Source organism: Desulfosporosinus sp. FKB, from assembly GCF_002196705.1.
GTDB lineage: Bacteria > Bacillota > Desulfitobacteriia > Desulfitobacteriales > Desulfitobacteriaceae > Desulfosporosinus.
This window is the reverse complement of sequence record NZ_NADJ01000014.1, coordinates 63,276-81,108: the sequence shown is the minus strand read 5'-3', so window position 1 is coordinate 81,108 and position 17,833 is coordinate 63,276. Positions and strand designations below refer to the sequence as shown.

Below are 17,833 nucleotides of genomic sequence, written 5' to 3'. Positions count from 1 at the left end.
GATAAGCAAATGCAAGGTGAGAAATAACTAAGCAAGCATGAGATAGCGCGTATATTTGCGTTGATAATAGGAGAGTGATAGAATAGTATGAAAGCTGAAATTGTAGCTACTGGGACGGAGTTGTTACTTGGAGAGACTCTAAATACAAGTGCTCACTACTTAACAGGAAAACTTTCCTCATTAGGCATCGAGGTAGACTATCATACGACGGTTGGAGATAATTCACAGCGATTAGAGCAAGTTTTGCGTCAGGCAATTGACCGCTCAGACCTTCTTGTTACCACCGGCGGTCTGGGACCCACAGCGGATGATTTGACGAAGGAGCTTGTTGCTAAGGTCTTGAATTTAGAAATGGAGTTCGACCAAAGTAGTTTTAACAACATCAAGGAGTTCTTTGGCCGACGAAAAGCTCCAATGCCTTCTAGTAATGAGAAACAAGCCTATTTCCCCAAAGGCTCAAAGATATTGCCCAATCCTATCGGAACAGCACCCGGAGCAATCATTGAAAAAGACGGAAAGACGGTTATTATATTACCTGGACCTCCTTTTGAAATGCAGCCAATGTTTGAACATTATGCTTTACCTGAATTACAGCGAATTATCGGGCCAGATTCTGAACGGATGAATGAACGTGTTTTAAAAGTTTTTGGTATCGGAGAATCTGCCATAGAGGAAGTGCTGAGTGATCTCATGCATCTTCCTAAGCTGTCGATGGCTTTACTAGCTAAGCGGGCGGAGATGCATATTCGTTTAGTCACCAGAGGTACGGAAGCAACATCACAGGAGGCGCTGGACTCTTTAAATCAAGCCGAGGATGAAATTCGAAAGCGTCTCGGTGACAAGGTATTTGGCCGCGATCAGGAAACCATGATAGGGATTGTAGGGCAAACTTTAAAAAAGAATCATTTGACCATTTCTACTGCCGAGTCTTGCACTGGGGGCTTACTTGGTGCGGCCTTAACTCAAGAACCAGGTAGTTCTGAGTTCTACTTGGGAGGGGTTGTGAGCTATTCGAATTCCTTAAAACAACAACTATTGGGAGTCAATGAAAAGACTCTTCAGGAATTCGGGGCAGTAAGCGAAGAAACTGCCAGAGAAATGGCCGAAGGAATTCGGCGAAAATCGGGATCGGATCTTGCCATCTCAGCCACCGGTATTGCTGGCCCGGATGGAGGCAGTGACCTGAAACCCGTGGGGTTGGTTTATATTGGATTTGCTTCAGCGGAGAAAGTTTATGCTAAAAAGTTTCAGTTTTATGGAGAACGGGAGTCTGTGCGTCAATTGACTGTCCAGGCAGCCCTCAATGAGATAAGGCAACAGATGTTGAACAAGGAAAGGGGATTACACATAGGTGATGGTTGAACGTTTACAATCGTTTGGTGATATTCAGTTAAGCAAGCAAATACTACAAGGTTTGTCTGAAATGGGGTTTGAAGAGCCTTCACCAATTCAACAACAGGCAATTCCAGTGGCTTTGGAAGATGCCGATATTATTGGGCAGGCTCAGACAGGAACAGGGAAAACTGCTGCCTTTGGGATTCCGATTACTGAAAAAATCAATGCAAAATTTCAAGCCGTACAGGCTCTTATAGTGACTCCGACTCGTGAACTCGCTATTCAGGTGGCTCAGGAGATGGCAAAAATAGGCAAGTATAAACATGTTAAACCTTTGCCGATTTATGGCGGTCAGCCCATTGATCGTCAAATTCGCGCTTTGCGGATGGGATACCAAGTTGTTGTTGGAACCCCTGGGAGGTTATTGGACCATTTAAATCGAGGTACTCTGCGGTTACAGCATGTTAAGATGGTCGTTTTAGATGAAGCGGATGAAATGCTCGATATGGGGTTCGTTGAGGATATCGAGGGACTTTTAAAAGCAGTGCCCGAAGAAGGCCGCCAAGTTATGCTTTTTTCAGCAACGATGCCTCAGGCGATTCGCAAGTTAGCACAGACTTATATGAAGAATCCTCGATCCGTGACGGTTAGCAGAGATGAATTAACAGTTCCCCTCATTGAACAGGTTTTTTATGAGACGAGAGAAAGTAAAAAAGTTGATGCTTTGTGTCGGATTATCGATATGGAGGATATAGGACAAGGAATTACCTTTTGCCGAACAAAACGAGGAGTTGATGAACTCGTCGTAGCGCTTGAAGCACGGGGATATTTTGCGGATGCTCTCCATGGAGATTTAAGCCAGCAGCAGCGGGATCGGGTCATGAAGCGTTTTCGTGACGGCAAAACGGAAATGTTAGTTGCTACTGATGTTGCAGCCAGAGGCATTGACATTAGCAACTTGACCCATGTTATTAACTTCGATATTCCTCAAGATCCTGTGTCCTATGTGCACAGAATTGGACGTACAGGACGTGTCGGCCGACGCGGGCAGGCTATAACCTTGATCTCTCCCAAGGAATATCGTCAGCTTCGTCTTATTGAAAATTTGATTAAAACCAGAATACGCCGCCGGGAACTCCCTTCCTTAGCCGATATTAGCGAACGACAAGCGGAAAATCTGAAGAATCAATTGGTTAAATTGATTCAAAGCGATCGCTTAGGAAATTATCGGGCCATTGTCGGAGATCTGCTTGAAGAATACGATTCAACAGATGTTGCGGCAGCGGCGTTAAAGTTTGCCGTTGAGGGAGCTAATTCTGAAGACCGCCTAGATGATAATGATCCGGACGTTAATCACTTTGGAAATACCGGAGCAGCGTCGGGTATGGTGCGTTTCTTTATGAATATAGGCAGAGTCCAGCAAATTCGTCCTCAGGACATAATACGCTGGATTGCTGAAGAAAGCGGAATCCCGGGAAATATTATTGGAATGATTAATATTTACGACAAATTCACCTTTGTTGAAGTTCCTGAAGAATATGCCTCAAGGGTTTTGAGCTGCATGCATCAGGCTATGATTAAAGGACGAAGAGTTAGTGTTGAACCGGCAAAAGCACGTGAAAACACCTGATTTTCACTTAAGATTCGATACTACAAGGAAAACCCGGCTTCGCCGAGCCTTATCTTATCATAAGGGAAGCCGTTGGTTGCACTTATGCTGGAAAAAAGCATGCAACTGAAGGTTATTCTTTCTAATGGTATGAAAAAGCTAGTCTTTAGGGGCTCAGCTTTTTTATATTATTATCATCGTTTTTGTTATATAATGGTGTCGATAGTTGTCCTGCTGCATTGAAGCATAAACAATTGACAGTTACGATGTCCGCCCCTATAATGATAAGCGAACAGGTGTTTTATTAATACGAAAATGTGTTTTTAACCGAGTTGAGGAGGATGGAAGATGGCCGAAACAAATAAGCTCAAGGCTCTGGATGTAGCCTTAGCGCAGATTGAAAAGCAGTTTGGCAAAGGTTCCATTATGAAGCTGGGAGAATCGGCGACGATGTCAGTTGATGTTATTCCTACAGGTTCTTTGGCCTTAGATTTGGCTCTGGGTGTTGGTGGAGTGCCGCGTGGGCGGATCATTGAAATATATGGGCCTGAGTCTTCCGGCAAAACTACTGTGGCTCTGCATATCATAGCCGAGGCGCAAAAACTCGGAGGAGTAGCGGCATTTATTGATGCTGAGCATGCCTTAGATCCGGTATATGCCAAAGCTTTAGGTGTTAATCTTGAAGATTTGCTGGTTTCTCAGCCAGATACGGGGGAACAAGGTTTAGAAATATGTGAAGCCTTAGTGCGCAGTGCCGCAGTTGATGTTATTGTGCTTGATTCAGTGGCCGCTTTGGTACCTAGAGCAGAGATTGAGGGAGAAATGGGTGACAATCATGTCGGGCTGCATGCCCGCTTAATGTCTCAAGCCCTGCGTAAATTAACGGGATCGATCAGTAAAAGCAACACATGTGTTGTTTTTATCAATCAAATTCGTGAAAAAATTGGTGTTATGTTTGGCAGTCCGGAAACGACAACCGGTGGGCGGGCTTTGAAATTTTATGCCACCATCCGCATCGATATTCGCCGCCAAGAAGCTCTTAAGCAAGGCCAAGAGATTATTGGCAACAAAACCCGCGTGAAAGTCGTTAAGAATAAAGTGGCTCCTCCTTTTAAATCTGCTGATTTTGATATTATGTACGGAGAAGGAATCTCTAAAGAAGGAAGTATTGTCGATATAGGAACGGAGATGGAAATAATATCAAAATCAGGTGCCTGGTACTCTTACAATGGAGAACGATTGGGACAAGGACGAGAGAATGTCAAGGAATACTTGAAACTGCACCCGGACATGGCCCAGAAACTTGAACAGCTGATTCGTTCAAATATGAGCTCAGCGCCTTCTACGACAATGGAAGATGATTCCTTTGAAGAAGAATAAATCCCCTAAAAGTGCATGGGAAGCTGCTTTAGACTGCTTATCCAGAAGAGCCCTGACAAAGCGTGAACTTGAAACTCGTCTTAACAATAAAGGGTATGAGAGCAGTGAAATTCAGAGTGCTGTCGACAAATTGCTGGGTTATGGCTATCTTAATGATCGTGAACTCGCTTTAACCTATGCAAAGAGTCGCCTCCACCGATATTCACGCCGAAGAGTCACCGTGGATATGCGAAATCGCGGAATTAATGCTGATTTAATTGAGCAGGTCTTGGAGGAAGTATATTCTTGGGATGAAGAAGCAAATCTCTGCTTAGCTTTGGCACAAAAGTGGCGGGTTCAAGAAGAACAACGCTGGGAAGAGAAGGCTCTAAAGGAATCAGATAAAAAGTCGGTGCCGCTCGAATTATGGGTACAGCAAAGGGTTGTCCGCAAACTTATCCAACGAGGATATCCGTCAGATATAGTACAAAATGTTCTGGCAAAAATGCGAATAGAATAGCCTCATTTAGGACAAGCTTGACAATAATTACAAATGATATTAGAATCTTAACAGAGACCTGTCTCTGTTAAGATCTGACCTTTATGGTTTTCTTATAGATTTCGAGGTAGTCATTTTTAATATTGTTTTTGACTAACGAGAGTTGTAGGAAGGGGGAGAAGGTGGAAGAACTCCCGTATTAAAGGTTGCTTAAGAGACTGGTTTTGAACCAGTTTTTTTTATTTGATTGTTAAATTTTGAATTTTTACAAACAAGGAGGTGTAAATGTGATTGGAATATTTTTAACCGGTTTAATTGCCATCTTAGTTGGATTAGGTCTAGGAGCCTTGGTAGGCTGGCATATTCGTAGAAATACTGCCGAAAAAGTTATTGGTACTGCCGAAGAAGAGGCAAAACGGATTGTTGAAAATGCACTTTCTGCTGCAGAAAGCAAAAAACGTGAAGCAATTGTTGCTGCAAAAGAAGAAGCCATGCATATTCACAATGAGGTTGAAAAGGAAACACGCGAACGTCGAAATGAACTCCAACGCTTAGAACGGAGATTGTTACAAAAGGAAGAGAGTTTAGATCGTAAAATTGAGTCAATTGAACGGAAAGAGGAAAATTTACATCGTAAGGAAAGCGAAGTAGATTCCCTTAAAGAAGAATTGAATCAGCTTGTGGACAAAGAACAAGCCGAATTAGAACGTTTATCCGGTATGACCTCGGAAGAAGCAAAACAGCTCCTTCTGAAAAGAGTTGAAGAAGAGGTTCGCTATGAGTCAGCGATAATGATTAAAGAAATTGAGACTCGCGCCAAAGAAGAAGCCGAAAAGCGGGCGAAAAACGTTATTTCACTAGCCATTCAACGCTGTGCTGCGGATCATGTGGCTGAGACTACCGTATCTGTAGTGGCACTGCCGAGTGATGAAATGAAAGGGCGAATCATAGGCCGCGAGGGACGCAATATTCGAACGTTGGAAACATTAACTGGGATCGATCTTATTATTGATGATACACCTGAAGCTGTAATTTTATCTGGTTTTGACCCCATACGCCGAGAGGTAGCGCGTATTGCTTTAGAGAAATTGATCGCTGATGGCCGTATCCATCCTGCTCGCATTGAAGAGATGGTTGAAAAAGCTCAAAAAGAAGTGGATCAAAAGATTCGCGAAGAGGGAGAGCAAGCTACTTTCGAGACTGGGGTTCATGGATTGCATCCGGAATTGGTTCGGTTGCTTGGCCGATTAAAATTCCGCACCAGCTATGGTCAGAATGTGTTAAAACATTCCACAGAAGTTTCTCATCTTGCGGGATTAATGGCAGCCGAATTAGGAGTGGATGTTCAATTAGCAAAACGAGCCGGACTTTTGCATGATATTGGCAAAGCGGTGGATCATGATCTAGAAGGAACTCATGTTCAAATTGGTGTTGATCTGGCCAGAAAATACAAAGAGTCCATTGATGTTATACATGCTATTGAAGCTCACCACAACGATGTAGAACCTAAAAGTCTTGTCGCAGTATTAGTAGCGGCAGCTGATGCAGTTTCGGCAGCCCGCCCGGGTGCACGACGTGAGACTTTGGAAACCTATATTAAGCGTCTGCAAAAACTTGAGGATATCGCTGAAAGCTTTGATGGAGTTGAAAAATGCTTTGCTATTCAAGCGGGTCGGGAAGTACGCATTATTGTTAAGCCGGACAAGATTGATGATGTACTCGCACCACGAGTGGCGCGTGAGATTAGTAAGCGTATTGAAGAAGAACTTGAATATCCTGGGCAGATTAAAGTCGTTGTTATCCGTGAGACGAGAGCAGTTGACTTTGCTAAATAAACAAGTTTTTTATGATCAGGCGACGTTGAGTCGTCTGATTTTTTATCTCTAAGATATATAATAACCTTCCGTTAAATCCTACCTTCAGCTAAGTGCAGCTAAGTTTCTTATCTGCTAGGCAAATTAAGAACAATGCAGGAGATTAGATTCTTATGACGAATAATTTCCATGATAGATCAGAGCAATAGAGAGGATTGACAAGGGTGTTAGATAAAATACACAAGGATTCAAAACAGGTTTCAGAGGGAGCAGATCTACTAACTTCAATTTTAACAAGATATCCGGAATTAGGAGCAGTTCATTATTGGTGTGAGGAACATGCCCTTAAGTTCACATTTATGCTTAAACAGCCCTTAGAGCTTGAAACAGTACAGGTTGTGCTTCGGCCTGCTATGGAGCTGTATCATCATCTTGAACGTCAAACGATACGTGTTTTTCAAATAAGTTGTCACAGTGAGGAAGACGTTTCCGTCTTAAAAGTAGTCCGAGATTTAGAAAGCATCAGTCAAGGGGAAGTAGGATTGTTAGTTGAATTATTGAAGGGCGCGTTTGCCAAACAGCTGGTCTATGACGAGACAAGCCTGCCTGAAGAAGAGCTGGAAATTCATGAAGAAGTCATTAATCAGATGCTTTCTTCCATAAAACATATGGATATTTCTAAAAATGTTATAGCTTTGAGAGATGAGGGACGTGTTTTAGTTTTTAACTAGACGCTATATTTTGATTGATGACTCACACAGAATAATTTTCGTGTTAGTTTTATTGTGAAGAAAAAAGGGTAAGAATATGATGAAAAGTTCTATGGATTGAAGCGCAGGAGGTGTAATGTTGCGTATACTTTTTGTCGGAGATATTGTCGGTAAGCCGGGGCGGGAAGCAATTAGGAGATTTTTAAAGCCGCTTCAGCAGGAATATACTATTGATGTCACGATAGCAAATGCAGAGAATGCTGCAGCAGGAAAAGGATTAACGAAAGAGATTGCCGAAGAACTTTTTGATTATGGAATACAATTTTTTACAATGGGGAATCATGTCTGGGACAATCGGGATATTCTGAATTTTATAGATCAAGAGACCAGGATGATCCGACCTGCCAATTATCCTATTGGTGCACCTGGCCAGGGATCGGGCCTTATACGAATTAATGGCTGTAAAATTGGCGTTTTAAACTTGTCAGGGCGGGTGTATATGACACCATTGGACGATCCCTTTAGCGGAGCCATCCGTTGGATTAACCAGCTTAGGCAGGAGACTCCTATTGTTTTCGTTGATTTTCATGCCGAGGCGACTTCGGAAAAGGTTGCCTTAGGATGGTTTCTCGATGGAAAAGTCAGTGCGGTTGTTGGAACTCACACTCATATTCAAACCACGGATTTCAGAGTTCTTCCTCAAGGCACTGCTTATATTACGGATGTTGGAATGACGGGGCCAAGAGATTCGGTACTAGGCATTAAAAAGGAGATTATTATTAATCGATTTTTAACTCAGCTTCCAGCCAAGTTTGAATTAGCAACAGGTCCTATCCAAATTAATGCGGTAGTGATTGATATCGATGAGAAGTCTGGAAAGGCTCTAAAAATCGAAGCTATTCAACGATACTATGAGCATTAAGTAATTTAATATAAAAATCTGAAAACTTAGTTAAAAAAAGAGGATTTCCTCAGATCCTTCTCGAATAGATATTCAAGTAGTGGTAATACCTGTAAAAAGAATTCGAGCAGGAGGATGAATTATGGATGTATTAAAAGTTTCAGCAAAATCAAGTCCCAATGCCGTAGCTGGGGCACTTGCTGGGGTTTTGCGCGAAAGTGGCGGAGCTGAGCTGCAAGCCATTGGGGCAGGGGCTTTGAACCAAGCGGTAAAGGCTGTGGCCATTGCACGTGGTTTTGTAGCACCCGGTGGAGTCGATCTTGTTTGTATTCCAGCTTTTACAGATGTTGTTATCGATGGGGAAGAAAGAACAGCCATTAAGTTGATTGTTCAGCCACGCTAGGTTAATTGAAAGCACCTGTTTGTGAGTACAAGCAAACAGGTGTTTATTTATGTAAATTTTTAATCTGAAGGGGTGTGTTGAGATTGAATAAGTGTTTTATTGTTGACGGACATTGCGACAGTATCGGTTACTTGAGTAACCAAGGGAGAACGTTGTCTGTACCTAATGAGGGGGGACAATGGGATATTCCAAGAGCAAAAAGCTCTGATATCTCTCTTCAGTTCATGGCAGCCTTTATTGAAACTAAGTTTAAACCGTTTATGGCAACGATACGTGGATTAGAACTTATAGAAACCATTCACGATTTTGTAGAAGAAAATTCCGATCAGCTGTTTTTGCTTGAAACAAAATCGGATTTGAGCCGGATTCCAGATCCAGCGAAGATAGGAGTTTTGTTAAGTGTTGAAGGCGGGGAAATAATTGGTGAAAATTTATTTATGCTAGATATAATTTATCGGCTTGGGGTCAGGTCACTTGGCCTAACCTGGAACCATCGAAACGCTCTTGGGGACGGTGTCTGGGAACATGAAACTAAAAGCAGGCTGACGAAGCTGGGGCAGGAAGCTGTTAAGCGAATGAATCAATTAGGAATGCTGATTGATGTTTCTCATTTGAATGAAAACGGGTTTTGGCATGTTTTAGAACGATCAAAATACCCTATAGCCGCAACCCACTCTTGTGCCTATTCCCTTTGCCCTAATCCTCGAAATTTAACGGACGATCAGTTACGAGCTCTGGCAAAGAATAAAGGCATTGTGGGAGTGAATTTTTATCCTGGATTTTTAAAAGAGAGCGGTCCTGTCACTCGCAAAGATGTTGTTCGGCATATATCCTATATCGCCGAAGTAGCCGGAGTTGAAACGGTTGGGTTTGGATCAGATTTCGATGGCATTGACGAAACTCCAGATGGCCTGGAAAACGTAAGCGACTTTTCTTACCTCCTGGATGATCTAACAAAAGCTGGTTTCTCAGCAAAAGAAATCGAACAGATCTCAGGTCGGAACTTTCTGCGAGTATTATCAGACGTGCTACAATAATTATAGACTATTAGGAAAAGAGGTAGTAGAAGTATTGGACCAAGCAATGGGACTCTGCGAGGTTGATTTACATTGCCATACAACGGCGTCGGATGGACTGTTAACACCTAATGAACTTGTTCGTTCTGCTGCAGTATTAGGGTTAAAAGGGATTGGCATTACCGACCATGATACTATTCAGGGCTGGAGAGAGGCGGAAGAAGCAGCAGACGTCTGCCAAATTCAACTTTTAAAAGGAATTGAGTTAAATACCGATTGGAACGGGAAAGAAGTTCATATTTTAGGATATGAACTTGATGACTCATCGAATTATTTAAATCAAACGTTAAAAAGCTTGAGAGATGCTCGGAAAAAAAGAATGCTTGAAATTCTGGATCGATTTCAACATCTAGGGATTACGATCGCAGTTAAAGAAATTCAAAAGTTTGCTAAAGGTGAATCCATTGGTCGTCCTCATATTGCCCAGGCACTTATAGAACAAGGTTATGTCAATAGTATTAAAGAAGCATTTGACTGTTACATCGGAAAAGGTGGTCCGGCGTATGTCCCGCTTCATAAGCTAACCCCTGAAGCGGGGATTAAACTAATCAGAGAGTCTCATGGAGTTGCCGTTCTTGCTCATCCAGGGATCAATCGCCTTGAAGAAGGAATCAAACCTTGGATCGAGGCTGGCCTTCAGGGAATTGAAGTATCTCATTCAGAACATAATCAAGAAGACGAACTTCGATATCGTTCGTTAGCCGAAAAATATAACTTGGTCATGACGGGCGGATCAGATTTTCACGGTGAGGAGCGGAAGCCTGGAGTAAAGCTCGGGCATTGGGGAGCGCCAGAGGAGGTAATTCAACAAATACTGGTCTTAGCGAAAGGTAATTAGCGTTTCATGTAAATATCAGGGTTAAAATTCTACTCTCCGGCATAGAATAGTTAGAGAGCAAGTCGGGGGGGGGGTGCCAGTGGATTCTGCGGACGAAATACAATTGTTGCGGGCTCGCGTGGGAGAGTTGGAACAGCGGGTTGAACATTTAAGAGTTAGCCGGCGTGTTCTTATGAACTTATTAGAAAAGGTCGAGCGTGAAAAGGTTGCACTCGTACATAATCTCGAGAAGGAGAATGTTCGCTTGCAAAGGGACAATAAACGATTTGCCAAATGGATATTTTCCAAAAACAAAGAGATTGTTGAGCTGAAGGAAAAAGTTGAAACCTCGGTGCAAAAAGCATGAGTAAAATAATAACTACTCGTGCTTTTTAGTGTTCATTGTCAGCATTATATAATAATTGTCCAAGCTTAGTAGTTGGGGTATGGTGTTCATGGATCAGCTCACATGTTCGGGAATTTAAGCCAATGGTTTGACCTAAGCTGCTTCCCCAGTGAGGGTGATGGTCAGCAATGTTTAAAGGGGCAGCCATTAAAGAAGGCCCTTTCTTCAGAAATTTCCAGATAGATCCGGGCATTTGCTGCATTAAAACAATGAAGACGCGCTGCCATAAGCGGACCTTGACGAGAGATTTACCACAATCATGGAGAAGCGCTGCCGTCATTAAATCCTGAAACTCGGAAGAAGAAAGGGCAGTTTGATAAGGCAAAAGACTTTGGGCTACTGTCAGGGCGTGACGTTGTTCGGCCTTTGATTGCTGAAGAAAAAGTGAGTTTGCCTGGGGGGGTAATATTTGTCTCGCCCAAAGCAGCTCGTCAGGATGTATCAGAGGGAAAAATGCTTGAACAAATTGACGAATACGATAAAACATGCCTGTTTCCTCCTTTCTTCATAATAAGGATCTGGAGCCGGTCTGACAAGTATTCAAGAGTAATTTCTAGTAATTAGGGAAACCTATGAAGTAATTAGACACTCATACCGTTGTGAGGTAGCCTTGATGAATGAAAATGGGTCGCATGGGTCTATGACATTGACAATTGACTTCAAATAATTGTTACACTATGTTATCCCAGGAATATCTGATATACTAGTTAGAAACTGTTGGAGAAAGGAAGCTAAACTAAGTATGCAGTCCAATCGTATTATTCAAGAAGCCCTAACTTTTGACGATGTCCTAGTTGTTCCTGCAAAATCTGACGTCCTTCCGCGGGACGTTGATGTCAGTACTTATCTTACAAAAAAGATCAAACTCAATATCCCCTTAATGAGTGCAGGAATGGATACGGTGACCGATTCGCGGATGGCGATTTCTATAGCTCGAGAAGGTGGTATTGGGATTATTCATAAAAACATGAGCATCGAGCAGCAGGCCTTGGAAGTCGATAAAGTTAAACGATCGGAGCATGGGGTTATTACAGATCCTATCCATTTGAAACCAAATGATAAAATAGCGGAAGCTCTAAAACTTATGGAACGCTATCGGATCTCAGGTGTTCCGGTTACCGTTGACGGGAGATTAGTCGGGATATTGACGAATCGGGACCTGCGTTTTGAGAAAAATTATGATCGCCTTATAGGTGACGTTATGACAAAGATGAATTTGGTGACGGCACCAGTCGGTACAACTCTGGAGCATGCGAAAGAAATTTTAGCTCAGCATAAGATAGAAAAACTGCCGCTTGTGGACGCGGAAGGAACTCTAAAAGGACTAATAACCATTAAAGATATCGAAAAGGCGAGACAATATCCAAACTCAACAAAAGATGAAAGAGGTCGTTTGCGCGTCGGAGCTGCGATAGGAGTTACTGCAGATACTATAGAACGAGCTGATGCTTTAGTTAAGGCAGGAGTCGATGTTCTTGTGCTCGATACGGCTCACGGACACTCCAAAGGGGTTATTGAAACAGTCCAACGTTTGAAAGTTCATTTTCCGGAAATCCAGTTGATCGCCGGAAACGTTGCTACAGCGGAGGCTACCCGAGAGCTGATTAAGGCTGGTGCCGATGCGGTTAAAGTTGGAATCGGACCAGGATCAATTTGTACAACTCGTGTGGTGGCAGGTATTGGTGTTCCCCAGATTACGGCAGTTATGAATTGTGCAGAAGAAGCGGACAAGTATGGAATTCCAATAATCGCCGATGGCGGAATCAAGTTCTCAGGCGATATCGTTAAAGCCATAGCAGCTGGGGCTCGAATTGTGATGATCGGAAGTCTTTTCGCCGGGACTGAAGAAAGCCCGGGAGACATGGAAATCTATCAAGGCAGGAGCTTTAAAGTATATCGAGGGATGGGCTCTATTGGAGCCATGAAAGAGGGAAGCCGCGATCGGTATTTCCAAGAAAAAGATCAGAAACTAGTTCCGGAAGGGATTGAAGGTCGAGTTCCTTATAAAGGCCCTGTTTCAGAAACAATTTACCAAATGATCGGAGGTTTGCGCGCAGGGATGGGGTATTGCGGAACTGCGACAATTGAAGCTCTTAGGACCCAAACTCAATTTGTACGAATAACCGCCGCAGGATTACGGGAAAGTCATCCTCACGATGTTACGATTACAAAAGAAGCACCAAATTACAGTTAAGAATGGGGGGGAGGGGGGAAAGTCCTTTCCTGTTGCAGCGGAGGTATATATGAATAATGCTTTCTGGAGATACATGCTCCTATTAGGCTTGCTCTACCTTTTTTGGAGCGAGTTTTTTGTTTCAGGAGGTATCCTGACTCAATTAGCTCTAAATTTTGCCATCTTTTATCCCCTTGGTTTTTTAGTAGGATATCGTCCGCAGCAAGAAAGTCTTGCTGCGGCATATATTGCTGGCTTTATTTTTAATTCCTTATCATATGTTGTTGCCTATAGTTATGGAATTCCTTTGGGAAATTGGTCTATGGTTATTCTGGATTTTGCCAGTTTTATCATGGTTGTTAAAGTTGGAGCGATTATCGGAAAACGTGCACAATCATAACTATGAGGAGTGAGAATAATGAGAATTGTTATTGCCCCCGATTCATTTAAAGGATGTTTGAATGCTATAAATGCAGCCCTTGCAATGCAGAAAGGAGCACGCAGGGTTTTCCCGGAAGCACAAATAGATCTGATTCCCATGGCGGATGGGGGAGAAGGAACAGTCGAAGCGGTTTTAAGTGCTGTTAAAGGCAGAAAAGTAGAGGTCAGTGTTAAAGACCCCATTGGACGTCGAATATCAGCATCTTATGGTCTTATCGAAAATGATAAGACAGCAATTATCGAAATGGCCGCAGCTTCGGGATTGCCGCTCTTGCGCGCAGAAGAAAGAAATCCCCGTATTACCTCTACCCAAGGAACAGGACAATTAATTAGGGATGCCTTGGATCGTGGTGTTAAAAAAATATTGCTGGGGATTGGCGGCAGCGCTACAAATGACGGCGGGGCAGGGCTAGCTGCTGCTTTGGGTGTTAAGTTGTTGAATGGTCAAGGCGAAGAGCTTCCCCCGGGAGGGGCTGCTTTGGCAAACCTTCAGGACATAGAGCTCTCGGAACTTGATTCACGTCTGGCTGAGGTCCAATGTGAGGTTGCCTGTGATGTGCAAAATCCCCTTTGCGGGCCGGAAGGAGCAAGCGCGGTTTATGGACCTCAAAAAGGGGCAAAACCTGAAGACATTAGGATTTTGGATGCTGCTTTGTTGAATTTTGGAGAGAAGTTAAGCAAACTCTCTGGTATAAACCTTTTGGAATTGCCGGGAGGCGGAGCCGCGGGAGGATTAGGCGCTGGGCTTGTTGGCTTTTTGGGCGCCAAATTACGCCCAGGTTCACAAATGATTCTAGATGTGGCGAAGGCTGAGGAAAAAATTAGACATGCGGATCTGGTTTTAACAGGTGAAGGAATGACTGATTTCCAGACGGCCTATGGTAAAGTACCTGTCGGAGTTGCAGCTTTAGCCGCTAAGTATCAGGTTCCTGTCTTGGTTGTTTCAGGTGCGGTAGAAGGTCAGCCCGATCTTCTTGGGGATTATGGAGTAAATTGTTGCTTCAGCGTCTCAGAAGGCCCGGGGACTTTAGAAGAAGCATTTTCCAAGGGAGAAGTTCAAATAGAGAGGGCTGTTTGGAGAATCTTAACAGTTTGGAAGCTTGGAGCAGAATCAGCTTCCGGAAAAGGAAATTATTAAATATTTAGCCGATATCCCGCCTTTCAGAAGAAGGAAAAATTTGGAATATGGCGAATAGATAAACGATCAGGTACTGTTCGCATCTGAATATAAGGAGGAAAGGGGGAATAATCGTGGCTGATTTATCTCGCAGAGAACGAAAGAAAAAGGAAACGCGTGAAAAGATTTATGCCAATGCCATGAAACTTTTCCGATCACAAGGCTTTGGAGCAACCTCTATTGAACAGATTACTCAACATGCGGATGTTGGAAAAGGAACGTTCTACAACTATTTTCCGACCAAAGAAGCAGTTGTACTGGAATTTTCCAGGCGTACTTGCCAAAACCTGATCGATATTGGCCGTTACAATCCTAGCCTGAATATACGACAACGCTTAGAAAGTCTTCTTCATGATTGGACTGATTTTATGGTGCGAGATCGCGAAATTACTTGGGTTACGATCCGCAATCGTGACGGAGCAGAATATGACATGAGCTTGCATTATGCTTTGCTGGCAATTCTCAATGTGGGGCAAATGAATGGAGAGATAAACCGCGATTTTGATCCGGCCTTCTTGGCAGAAAGTCTTGAGGGAATGGTAGTTCAGCATTTCATGCGTTGGTTTGTTTCAGGTTCGGGTAATTTACATGCTGAAGTCAATGCTGCCCTAAGCGTTTTTTTAGATGGACTCTTAGAAAAAGAGCAAAAAGAGGCTTGAGGTTCTTCATATCCCTCCGTTGTTTCACATAGTGTAACAGCGGAGGGATTTTTATGTGCAAACGATTTAGTCCCAGAAGTCTTGGCCTCTGGCTCGGGCAGATGCCAGTAGGGTCGTTTAATGATATTACCGACGTTCCGGGAGTAAAAGTGGGTAACGTTTCCCTTGTCAAAGGAGAAGGCCCGCTGCTTCCATCCGGCAAGGGTCCGGTAAGGACCGGTGTTACAGCAATTATTCCACGTTCGGATAATCTATATCTTCATCCCTGTTGGGCTGGAATTGAAGTTATCAACGGGTATGGAAAATCAATGGGAGTTCCCTTTATTCAAGAGATGGGCTATCTAAATTGCCCTATTATGCTGACAAATACCTTGAGTGTTAGTGATGTGGCTCATGGGGTAATCACATATATGCTGCAGCAAAATCCAGAGATTGGAAACGACGCCAGGACTCCAAATGTGGTTGTTATGGAATGTGACGATTCGTTTTTGAATGACATACGCGGACGACATGTCAGACCCTGGGACGGGCTTTTGGCGCTTCAGCATGCAAGGGGAGGGCCGATAGGTCAGGGGAATATTGGAGCCGGCGTAGGGATGTCTTGCTTTCAACTCAAAGGAGGAATAGGGAGTTCATCCCGTATAGTCATAAGCAAAAGCAGAATTTATACTCTTGGAATGTTGGCTTTGGCGAATTTCGGGCAATTAAAAGATTTAATTATTTCAGGTGTACCAATCGGAGGGCTGTTGACGATTCAAGCCAGGGGATATATACCCGGATCTTTAATTCTTATAGGTTTAACTAACGCCCCATTATCGAGATGGCAATTGAGGCAGCTTGCACGCCGAGCAAGTCTGGGAATGGCCCGGACAGGGTCCATTTCTATGACAGGAAGCGGAGATTTTTGTCTAATGGTTTCCACTGCTCCTTTTGAAGTCCGCAATTTTCTATCGGATTGGGATCTCGATGAATTTTTTCGGGCGGTTGTTGAAGCAACGGCAGAAAGTATTTGGAATGCTTTATTTCTGGCGGAAACTATGGAAGGCAGAGATGGACATGTGCGCCAAGCTCTTCCGTTTGAGGAAACGATTGAACTTATCAAAGCTTGGAAAGGTGGTTACCATAACCGGAATCCTTTCCCTAAGAGTTAAGTATTGCATTAAATTTGTCATGAATTTCAATTTTTGTGCGTAAACATGCTAAAGGAGAAAAGCTAAGGGAGGTTCATTGTGAAAATCACCTGGGATATGATTTGGGAAGCTCATCCAGAAGTATTTATCGCACAAAATTGGGTGGAATGTACGGAAGACAAAAAAAAAGCAAATCGTCTTCCTGCCCAATATTCCTATTTTATGGGCGGGGAGACGACGCTTAGAGTTGGAATTGTTGCCTGTTCTTCAATTTCACGCGAAGAAGAGTTTCTGCTTGCAGGTGTGTTATGGGGTAATAGATTGAGTAATGGGGCGAAGACAATTATATATTTTGTTGCTCCTGATTTTTCTATGGCCTTTTTGAAGAGTATTATTAAAATCGGCGGGAGTATTTCCGCCCGGGCTGTTTATTGGCGCGAAAAACTCACTCCGAGTTTATACTTGATTCCCGAAGAACGGCAGAGTATCCGGTTGCGGTGTACAATTGGTGAAGAACGTCCGGACTGGAAACGATGGGGACAGGGATTAAATCCTGTAGCTCGACAACAATTAATGATTGTCAATAAGTTTTTCACAGAGCTGAGCAGTCGAAGAATCCGTACGGAATTTAAGCAGCAACATATTGCTTTTCTCTGGGGGAATTATGAAATAGCTGAAGTTCGAAGAACCGGTAAAAAATTCGAATTAAGCAGTAGGGTTAAATGGCTTAAAGATCAAGATCTATCCTTAAAATGGCAAAAGCAAGGCTGGGTGGACGTCTCCGGTACTCTTAACAGCGAATTCAGCGGCTCGATTTATAGTATCCTGGATTACTTGGAAAATCTTGAGTCTAAGAGAAAACTCCGATCACAGGATCTGCTTTCACTCTGGCTTCACCAAGGTGACGGCGTTTTGAAATCCCTCTGGGGAAGTCCTTGGCCTTGGCCCTGGTTGCCAAAAGAACGCAGTGAAAATTCAGTCTTGGAATTAGAGCAATGGTATTTCTTCCAAGGGAATGGTCAGCTTAGTGTTGTTTGTCCAATTTTTGAAAAGCCGCTTATGAAAGCCTCTAAAAGTGTTATTTTGTCCAGTGTACTTGATTGCAGCAGTTTACTCGAAAACGCCAGGGATGAACTGGGCAATTTGTTGGTATGGGATGGTCGTATCCATTGGTTAACAACGCCCGGAATGGAGGATGAACTAAGACGTTGGTATTGCTGGATAAAAAATATTGATGACTTCCCTATCTGGACGCTGCCGGACAATTGGAAAGAAAAGGGGATTTATGAGCTAAATAACCGTGCGCCTCTTTTTAACGAATGAG

At 43.2% G+C, this 17,833-nt stretch carries 18 protein-coding genes; 17 read left to right on the top strand and 1 reads right to left on the bottom strand.

Features of this window, described 5'->3' with window-relative positions; translation table 11 throughout:
• Positions 1 to 87: 87 nt before the first annotated feature.
• The 11 genes from B5Y67_RS04600 (at position 88) to B5Y67_RS04550 (ending at position 10,890) form a co-directional block, all read left to right on the top strand.
• Positions 88 to 1,362, top strand: a complete 1,275-nt coding sequence (locus tag B5Y67_RS04600) for a competence/damage-inducible protein A (RefSeq protein WP_088225355.1) — start codon at positions 88 to 90, stop codon at positions 1,360 to 1,362.
• Positions 1,352 to 2,965: a DEAD/DEAH box helicase gene (locus tag B5Y67_RS04595; protein ID WP_088225354.1), complete on the top strand. Its 1,614-nt coding sequence runs from the start codon at positions 1,352 to 1,354 to the stop codon at positions 2,963 to 2,965. Before B5Y67_RS04600 ends, B5Y67_RS04595 begins: the two co-directional genes overlap by 11 nt.
• Before the next feature lie 327 nt (positions 2,966 to 3,292).
• Positions 3,293 to 4,324 carry a recombinase RecA gene (gene recA / locus B5Y67_RS04590; RefSeq protein WP_088225353.1) on the top strand — a complete coding sequence of 344 codons (1,032 nt, stop codon included), beginning with the start codon at positions 3,293 to 3,295 and terminating at the stop codon, positions 4,322 to 4,324.
• On the top strand, positions 4,302 to 4,823 hold the full coding sequence (locus B5Y67_RS04585; RefSeq protein ID WP_088225352.1) for a regulatory protein RecX: 522 nt from the start codon (positions 4,302 to 4,304) through the stop codon (positions 4,821 to 4,823). Before recA ends, B5Y67_RS04585 begins: the two co-directional genes overlap by 23 nt.
• Before the next feature lie 266 nt (positions 4,824 to 5,089).
• Positions 5,090 to 6,637, top strand: a complete 1,548-nt coding sequence (gene rny, locus B5Y67_RS04580) for a ribonuclease Y (protein WP_088225351.1) — start codon at positions 5,090 to 5,092, stop codon at positions 6,635 to 6,637.
• Between the two features lie 203 nt (positions 6,638 to 6,840).
• On the top strand, positions 6,841 to 7,347 hold the full coding sequence (locus B5Y67_RS04575) for a hypothetical protein (protein ID WP_242975853.1): 507 nt from the start codon (positions 6,841 to 6,843) through the stop codon (positions 7,345 to 7,347).
• A gap of 118 nt (positions 7,348 to 7,465) precedes the next feature.
• Positions 7,466 to 8,248: a TIGR00282 family metallophosphoesterase gene (locus B5Y67_RS04570; protein ID WP_088225383.1), complete on the top strand. Its 783-nt coding sequence runs from the start codon at positions 7,466 to 7,468 to the stop codon at positions 8,246 to 8,248.
• Between the two features lie 121 nt (positions 8,249 to 8,369).
• Positions 8,370 to 8,630 carry a stage V sporulation protein S gene (locus tag B5Y67_RS04565; protein ID WP_047808313.1) on the top strand — a complete coding sequence of 87 codons (261 nt, stop codon included), beginning with the start codon at positions 8,370 to 8,372 and terminating at the stop codon, positions 8,628 to 8,630.
• Positions 8,631 to 8,713: 83 nt separating this feature from the next.
• A complete protein-coding gene (locus B5Y67_RS04560) occupies positions 8,714 to 9,667 on the top strand; it encodes a dipeptidase (protein WP_088225350.1) in 954 nt (317 codons plus the stop codon).
• Between the two features lie 46 nt (positions 9,668 to 9,713).
• The gene (locus B5Y67_RS04555; RefSeq protein ID WP_088225382.1) at positions 9,714 to 10,544 is read left to right on the top strand and encodes a PHP domain-containing protein; all 831 of its coding nucleotides are present in this window, start codon (positions 9,714 to 9,716) and stop codon (positions 10,542 to 10,544) included.
• Between the two features lie 79 nt (positions 10,545 to 10,623).
• Complete coding sequence (locus tag B5Y67_RS04550) at positions 10,624 to 10,890, top strand: translation initiation factor 2 (RefSeq protein WP_088225349.1); 267 nt, start codon at positions 10,624 to 10,626, stop codon at positions 10,888 to 10,890.
• Between the two features lie 25 nt (positions 10,891 to 10,915).
• Here B5Y67_RS04550 and B5Y67_RS04545 read toward each other — a convergent pair whose 3' ends face one another.
• Positions 10,916 to 11,416 carry a phosphohydrolase gene (locus B5Y67_RS04545; RefSeq protein WP_088225348.1) on the bottom strand — a complete coding sequence of 167 codons (501 nt, stop codon included), beginning with the start codon at positions 11,414 to 11,416 and terminating at the stop codon, positions 10,916 to 10,918.
• A 255-nt stretch (positions 11,417 to 11,671) separates the two neighbouring features.
• Here B5Y67_RS04545 and guaB point away from each other — a divergent pair, with 255 nt between their 5' ends.
• The 6 genes from guaB to B5Y67_RS04515 all read left to right on the top strand — a co-directional run bounded on the left by guaB (position 11,672) and on the right by B5Y67_RS04515 (position 17,832).
• Complete coding sequence (gene guaB, locus B5Y67_RS04540; protein ID WP_088225347.1) at positions 11,672 to 13,123, top strand: IMP dehydrogenase; 1,452 nt, start codon at positions 11,672 to 11,674, stop codon at positions 13,121 to 13,123.
• A 49-nt stretch (positions 13,124 to 13,172) separates the two neighbouring features.
• Entirely contained in the window at positions 13,173 to 13,502 is a 330-nt protein-coding gene (locus B5Y67_RS04535) for a hypothetical protein (protein WP_088225381.1), read from the top strand.
• An 18-nt stretch (positions 13,503 to 13,520) separates the two neighbouring features.
• A complete protein-coding gene (locus tag B5Y67_RS04530; RefSeq protein WP_088225346.1) occupies positions 13,521 to 14,681 on the top strand; it encodes a glycerate kinase in 1,161 nt (386 codons plus the stop codon).
• 113 nt (positions 14,682 to 14,794) lie between these two features.
• Positions 14,795 to 15,379, top strand: a complete 585-nt coding sequence (locus B5Y67_RS04525; protein WP_088225345.1) for a TetR/AcrR family transcriptional regulator — start codon at positions 14,795 to 14,797, stop codon at positions 15,377 to 15,379.
• 53 nt (positions 15,380 to 15,432) lie between these two features.
• The gene (locus B5Y67_RS04520; RefSeq protein WP_088225344.1) at positions 15,433 to 16,530 is read left to right on the top strand and encodes a P1 family peptidase; all 1,098 of its coding nucleotides are present in this window, start codon (positions 15,433 to 15,435) and stop codon (positions 16,528 to 16,530) included.
• Between the two features lie 78 nt (positions 16,531 to 16,608).
• On the top strand, positions 16,609 to 17,832 hold the full coding sequence (locus B5Y67_RS04515) for a hypothetical protein (protein WP_170932583.1): 1,224 nt from the start codon (positions 16,609 to 16,611) through the stop codon (positions 17,830 to 17,832).
• Position 17,833 lies beyond the last annotated feature (1 nt).